The sequence below is a fragment of the Streptomyces sp. NPDC037290 genome (genome assembly GCF_055603245.1).
Genome location: NZ_JBVJVZ010000118.1, coordinates 1 through 1,879, shown reverse-complemented (window position 1 = coordinate 1,879; position 1,879 = coordinate 1). Strand labels below are relative to the sequence as shown.

At 64.7% G+C, this 1,879-nt stretch carries 2 protein-coding genes and 1 pseudogene; 1 reads left to right on the top strand and 2 read right to left on the bottom strand.

What is annotated here, in order from left to right; genetic code table 11:
• Window positions 1-186 (bottom strand): hypothetical protein (locus ACZ7HQ_RS45250; RefSeq protein WP_471003429.1); only part of this gene is annotated, 186 nt, incomplete at its 3' end.
• Between the two features lie 1,185 nt (window positions 187-1,371).
• Between ACZ7HQ_RS45250 and ACZ7HQ_RS45245 the strand changes: the two are divergent.
• A pseudogene (locus ACZ7HQ_RS45245) lies at window positions 1,372-1,542 on the top strand (transposase); the annotation flags it as partial.
• A gap of 32 nt (window positions 1,543-1,574) precedes the next feature.
• On the opposite strand, the gene ACZ7HQ_RS45240 reads toward ACZ7HQ_RS45245, so the two are convergent.
• On the bottom strand, window positions 1,575-1,879 hold a 305-nt coding region (locus tag ACZ7HQ_RS45240; RefSeq protein ID WP_471003425.1), incomplete at its 5' end, for an integrase core domain-containing protein.

Below are 1,879 nucleotides of genomic sequence, written 5' to 3'. Positions count from 1 at the left end.
TCCACCGGGAACTGCGGCGGACGGGACATCAGCCTCTCCTACATGCTCACGGGGCTCAAACAAACCCCTGTGCCAGAAAGTCTGACGCGCGACAGGATCGCTGATGGTCACACCGCTGGAGTTCACTGTGAGGCCGGGCACGTAGTGGACGAAGAGCCCGTACTTCTGGCCGAGAATGTCGGTCATTCCATCGTCCGCATGGGCTGGTTGCGCCTGGAGGGACGCTGCAAGAGCAGCCACTAATAAGATTGACGGAGCGAACGTGCGCAGCAGCTTCCGTCTGCTGGATAAACCCATGAGCAGATCCTTTCGTGTGGGCCGAGACAGGTCATGCGCCGGGCCGGAGCGGGGCCATCGCGCGCGTGAGGGGCCGCACGGCTGAAGTCCGGCCTGGTGGAGGTGCGCAGGAGCCGTCACGCGCAGACCCCTCGTGACCTCTCGCTGCGCACGCGGTCGCGTTACCGCCCGGATAGCCCGCTTTTCCTTCAGAAGAGAGAGGTCTGGTTATACGGTGAAATGATGTTCGATTAGGCCGGATGGGTGGGGCCGAGGGCTCTTGCAAGATCTGGGTGATCTTGTGGAGTGGCTGGTCGGCGGGGGTGTGACCGGACATGCCTAAGCTCCGTTGAGGCGAGTAACATCTCAAGCCCCTTGCCAGCTACGGAGCAGCGATGATTGCGCCGTGGTTCTCCGCCAGGCCCGACCCCCAACGGAGCTGACACCCTCCGGGGTTGTCATTCTGGAGATTTGTCGAGGTTGTCAATTCCTTTGCGTATGTAGAGGTATGCGGAGTTGCTGATCAGGGCCTGCGGGTGGTTACTTTCGGTGATCTTGCTGGTGTCAGAGGGGGAGGCGGTCGGGGAAGGCGAGCATGTAGTGGGTCATGGCGCGTTTCCAGCCGAGTGTGCCGGTGCCGCGGACGCGACGCCTCCTCACGAGGCTCGGCGGAATCGGCGTGCGGCCTGGTCTCCTTCATCAGATCACTCACTGAGCGTCACATTCCAGGTGTCAGCCAGGGCCCCGACCAGCACCCAACAAGATCACCTTTTACACAGAGGAGTAAACAGCCTCGAGATCCCGGCCCGGCGCGCGCCGTTGGCGTCGGGCGACGGATCAACGCCCTGCGCCTCAGGCAGCGTTGGGGCACTCAGGCACTCGCGGTGAGCGGCGATGCAGGTCTCGACAGCCCGGCCCAGCCCCTGCCACAAATGAAAGCGGTCGGCGACATGGATGGCAGCGGGGGCGCCGATCCGGGCGGCATAGGCGCCGCCCGGTCCCGGCAGATGATCTCCACGCCTGGGTGGGGCAGCCAGCCATGCTGCCAACGCCCTCGCCTCGCGGGTCGGCACGGCTTCCGGTGCGCGGAGGATCCGGATCCGAGCCGCCCGGGCGACGGGCCTTCGGAACCTGCCCCTGCATGACACCGCCCAGAACCAGGTCTGGCTGGAGATCGTCCAGATTGCACTCGATCTGCTGGCCTGGATGCCCATGCTCGCCTTGACCGGCCAGGCAAGGCTATGGGAACCGCGTCGCCTGCGGTTCTGAGGTTGATCCCGGGGAGTGGACACCGGGTTTCATGCGACGAGTGACAGCGTATGTGACGTGATCAGTTGCTGTTCGAACTCGGCTGGTGTGAGGTAGCCGAGCGCGGAGTGCCGACGGCGCCGGTTGTAGTACGACAGCCAGCGGAACAGCTCCAGCCGGGTCTGTGCCTTCGAGGTCCAGCGGCGGCCATGGAGCAATTCGCGCTTGAGGCCCTGGAAGAACGACTCGGCGAGGGCATTGTCATAGCTTGAGCCGACCCGGCCCATGCTGCGGCGGATGCCGTGCCGGCGGCAGACCTCGGCGAAGGCGGCCGCGCTGTATTGGGCGAGTTCAA